2 protein-coding genes are annotated in these 4,492 nt (G+C 54.2%); one reads left to right on the top strand and one right to left on the bottom strand.

What is annotated here, in order from left to right; all coding sequences use genetic code 11:
* Window positions 1-63: 63 nt before the first annotated feature.
* Window positions 64-2,718, top strand: a complete 2,655-nt coding sequence (gene ppdK / locus HWQ67_RS13535) for a pyruvate, phosphate dikinase (protein ID WP_218253219.1) — start codon at window positions 64-66, stop codon at window positions 2,716-2,718.
* A 282-nt stretch (window positions 2,719-3,000) separates the two neighbouring features.
* On the opposite strand, the gene HWQ67_RS13530 is transcribed toward ppdK, so the two are convergent.
* Window positions 3,001-4,458, bottom strand: a complete 1,458-nt coding sequence (locus tag HWQ67_RS13530; RefSeq protein WP_218253220.1) for a menaquinone biosynthesis decarboxylase — start codon at window positions 4,456-4,458, stop codon at window positions 3,001-3,003.
* Window positions 4,459-4,492: the final 34 nt, after the last annotated feature.

Genomic DNA, 4,492 nt, shown 5'->3' with positions numbered 1-4,492 from the left:
GATACTGATATTTATGAATGGATTAAGAATTAGATAATTTCAAACGAAACAGGAGGCTATACTATGGCGAAACAGTACGTGTATTTTTTTGGTGCCGGTAAGGCAGACGGCGCTGGTGATATGAAGGACCTGCTGGGTGGTAAGGGTGCAGGATTGGCTGAAATGACCAATCTTGGCATACCAGTCCCTCCGGGCTTTACTATCACGACGGAGACATGCGCTCCGTACTTCGCAAACAACAACCAGTACCCCGAAGGCATGTGGGACCAGGCAATGGAATCCCTCAAGAGGGTCGAGGGAATCATGAACCTCAAGTTCGGTGACCCACAGAGACCGCTGCTGGTATCGGTTCGTTCCGGTGCAAAGTTCTCGATGCCGGGCATGATGGACACAGTCCTCAACCTCGGTATCAATGACCAGACCATCAACGGCGTTATCGCAATGAGCGGCAACGAGTGGTTCGGCTACGATGCCTACAGACGGTTTATCACCATGTACGGCTCCATCTGCAAGAACGTCAACAGGAACAAGTTTGAGCATCAGCTCGAACACAAAAAGACCAAGAGGGGCATCACGCACGACACCGAGTTCACCGTTGACGAGCTCAAAGAGCTGGTTGCCGAGTTCAAGGTGACTTATAAGAACGAGACCGGCACCGACTTCCCGCAGGACGTCTACGAGCAGCTCAAGGGCGCCATCAACGCCGTATTCGATTCATGGAACGGTGAGAGGGCTATCACCTACAGAAAGATCAACCAGATATCACACGACCTCGGAACAGCCGTAAACGTCCAGACAATGGTGTTTGGCAACATGGGCAACACCTCCGGAACGGGTGTCGCATTTACGAGAAACCCATCCACCGGTGAGAACAAGTTCTTCGGTGAGTGTCTGATCAATGCCCAGGGTGAGGACGTCGTCGCCGGTATCCGCACACCTATGCACGTAGACGAGCTGGCCAAGGACATGCCAGATGCCTACAACGACCTGCTTGCAATCTATCGCAGGTTGGAAGACCACTACAAAGACATGCTCGACCTGGAGTTTACGATCCAGGAGAAGAAGCTCTTTATGCTCCAGACGAGGGTCGGCAAGAGAACCGCAGCCGCAGCCCTGAAGATCGCCATGGACCTCGTCGCTGAGGGCAAGATCGACAAACAAACGGCCGTGCTTAGAGTAGAGCCGCCGCAGTTAGACCAGTTCCTGCACCCGATGATCGACCCCAAAATGCAGCTCACCAAGCTGGCAAAGGGTCTTCCTGCATCCCCTGGTGCAGCCGTTGGTAAGGCAGTGTTCACAGCAAAAGCCGCCGAAGAATGGGCAGAAAAAGGCGAAAAGGTCCTGCTTGTCAGGCTTGAGACCTCCCCCGAGGACATCGGTGGAATGCACGCCGCCCAGGGAATCCTGACGGCACGTGGTGGTATGACCTCGCACGCAGCCGTTGTGGCAAGAGGTATGGGTAAGCCCTGCGTGGCAGGATGCGGAGACCTCGCAGTGGATGCCGATGGCAAGAAGTTTACCGCCAAGGGCACCACGGTAAAAGAGGGCGATTGGGTAACAATTAACGGTTCCACCGGAGAGGTCATCCTTGGTGAGACCAAACTTATAGAGCCTCAGATATCGGGCGATTTTGCCACCTTCATGACGTGGGTGGACGAGTTCAGAGAGATGGGCGTCAGGGCCAATGCCGACAGCCCGCATGACTCAGAGGTTGCCATCAAGTTCGGCGCCGAGGGTATTGGACTCTGCAGGACGGAGCACATGTTCTTTGAGCCGGACAGAATCAAGGCCGTCAGAGAGATGATCCTCTCCGATGACGAGGCCGGAAGACGTAGGGCACTTGCCAAGATACTCCCGATGCAGAAAGAAGACTTCAAGGGCATCTTCAAGGTAATGGCCGGCAAGCCTGTTACAGTCAGGTTGCTTGATCCGCCCCTTCATGAGTTCCTCCCACACACCGATGAGGACATCAACGCCCTGGCAAAAGAGATGGGCGTATCGAGCGAAAAGCTCCATGCCAAAAACGCCTCCCTGCACGAGTTCAACCCGATGCTGGGTCACAGGGGTTGCCGTCTTGGTATCACCTATCCGGAGATATACGAAATCCAGGTAAGGGCCATCATGGAAGCCGCAGTCGAACTCAAAAAGGCCGGCGTAGATGCCAAGCCTGAGATCATGATCCCGCTGGTAGCCCTGCGCGAGGAGCTCAGGATACTCAGAGACATGACCGTAAAGATAGCAGATGAGATCGTCAAGGCCGGTGGCGTATCGGTAGATTACACCGTCGGGACGATGATCGAGCTTCCAAGAGCTGCTCTGAACGCTGATAAGATCGCAGAGCTTGCGGACTTCTTCTCGTTTGGTACAAACGACCTCACGCAGACCACCTTTGGACTGAGCCGTGACGATGCCGGGATGTTCCTGCCGTTCTACGTTGACAAAAAGGTGCTGCCGGAGGACCCGTTTGTAAGCATCGATATTGAAGGCGTGGGTCAGCTCATAGAGATCGGTATCAAGAAGGGCCGTTCGGTCAAGCCGAAGTTGAAGGTCGGAATTTGCGGCGAGCACGGCGGAGAGGCCAAGTCGGTAGAGTTCTGTTTCAGCGCCGGCATGGACTACGTCAGTTGTTCACCGTACAGGGTGCCGCTTGCAAGGTTGGCAGCCGCACAGGCTTCCCTCAAGAAAAAGACCGGCAAGGCAGCCACAACCACAAAGTAAGTAACGCTTAAACTCAAGTTAAATCCCCACGAGGGGTTGACAGGGAAAGCATAGGCAGGGGAGGGCACGGAGGACACAAGGTGCCTCTCCCCTGCTGCTTTTTTGGCCTAATATTCAGCCATGTAGTAGCAGGTTATTGGGGAGGGGCGAGGCGCAATCTAGTCGCACCTGCCCCGGCCGGAAAGAAGTCCCTTTGACCACATAAAAATGCCACGTGTTCTGTATTTAATTCAATAGAAATTTGCTTTATGCACCGTGGCCGTGCGATCAAATCCCGTACAATTAAATTCCGTACTCTGGCCACCTCTTCTGCACGAGGCTGACGATGTCTGCGGACATCACGATGTCATCGGGCCATTGACGTGTGAAGCCCTCCGAGGGCAGCTTCTTTGTGGCGTCTATGCCGAGTTTTCCCCCGTATGCCGGTAACGCAGAGGCGTGTTCAAGGACGTCCAGCGGCCCCTCAAGGATGACCAGGTCTCGCTTGGCATCGACGTTGTTGCCGATCCTCCAGATGACCTCGCGGGGATTCTGTACGTCCACCCACTTGTCCACTACGACTATCATCTTGGTAAAGCTCATCTGTCCCATCCCCCACAGGGCATACATGATCTTGCGTGCCTGACCGGGATAGCTCTTGTCTATCGAAACGATGGCAAGGTTGTGAAACACCCCCTCCATGGGCAGATTCATGTCAACGATCTCCGGCAACTGCTTCTTTATCAGCGGCAGAAATATCCGTTCCGTGGCCTTTGCAATGTAGCAGTCCTCCATCGGGGGTTTGCCCACTATCGTTGCCGGATATATGGCGTCCTTGCGATGCGTGATGCACCTCAGATGAAACACCGGGAAGTTGTCCACCAGACAGTAGTACCCGGTATGGTCGCCAAATGGCCCCTCGGGACGCTGCTCACCAGGGTCCACATACCCCTCAAGGACAATCTCCGCATTGGCCGGCACCTCTAAGTCCACCGTCTCACACCGGACAAGCTCCACCGGCGACTTCCTCAGAAAACCCGCAAAAAGCATCTCATCGATCCCCTCGGGCAACGGCGCCGTCGCACTGTACATACATGCCGGGTCTGAGCCAATCACAACCGCTACCTCAAGCCTCCGGCCAAGCTCACACGCCTTCCTGTAGTGAGCCGCTCCACCCTTGTGCATGTGCCAGTGCATCCCCGTGGTGTGCTCATCATAGACCTGCATCCTGTACATGCCACAGTTGCGCTGACCACTCTGTGGGTCCTTGGTAAATACCATCGGAAGCGTTATAAACCTCCCACCATCCCCAGGCCACGTCTGTAAGACCGGAAAATCAAGGAGCGTCGGAGGCACCTTGTTTGCCACTTCGGTGTTGATTACCTCCTTGCATGGGCCGGTCTTTACGTACTTAGGGATAAAATCGGCCAACCGCTTGAGCTTTGGCAGCGCCTTGAGCTTTTCCATGAAATTGGTCGGAATATCAGGCTCCAGAAACTCCAGTATCTCTTGGCCAATCACATCAATATTGTCAACCTGCAACGCCAACGCCATCCGCTCAAAAGACCCAAACAGATTGACCGCACACGAAAACTTCGACCCCTTACAGTTGTCAAATAAAAGCGCAGGCCCACCAGCCTTCACCACCCGATCATTGATCTGCGCTATCTCAAGCACGGGGTCTACCTCCGCCTTTATAGTCCTCAACAAATCCCTCTTCCTGAGCACCCTCAGAAAATCCCTTAAGTCATGATAAGCCATAAACCACCTTTTTTGTGTGTGTGCGATAAACATC

The organism is Candidatus Magnetobacterium casense (assembly GCF_019173545.1).
GTDB lineage: Bacteria > Nitrospirota > Thermodesulfovibrionia > Thermodesulfovibrionales > Magnetobacteriaceae > Magnetobacterium > Magnetobacterium cryptolimnobacter.
This window is presented reverse-complemented; position numbering and strand designations above follow the sequence as displayed.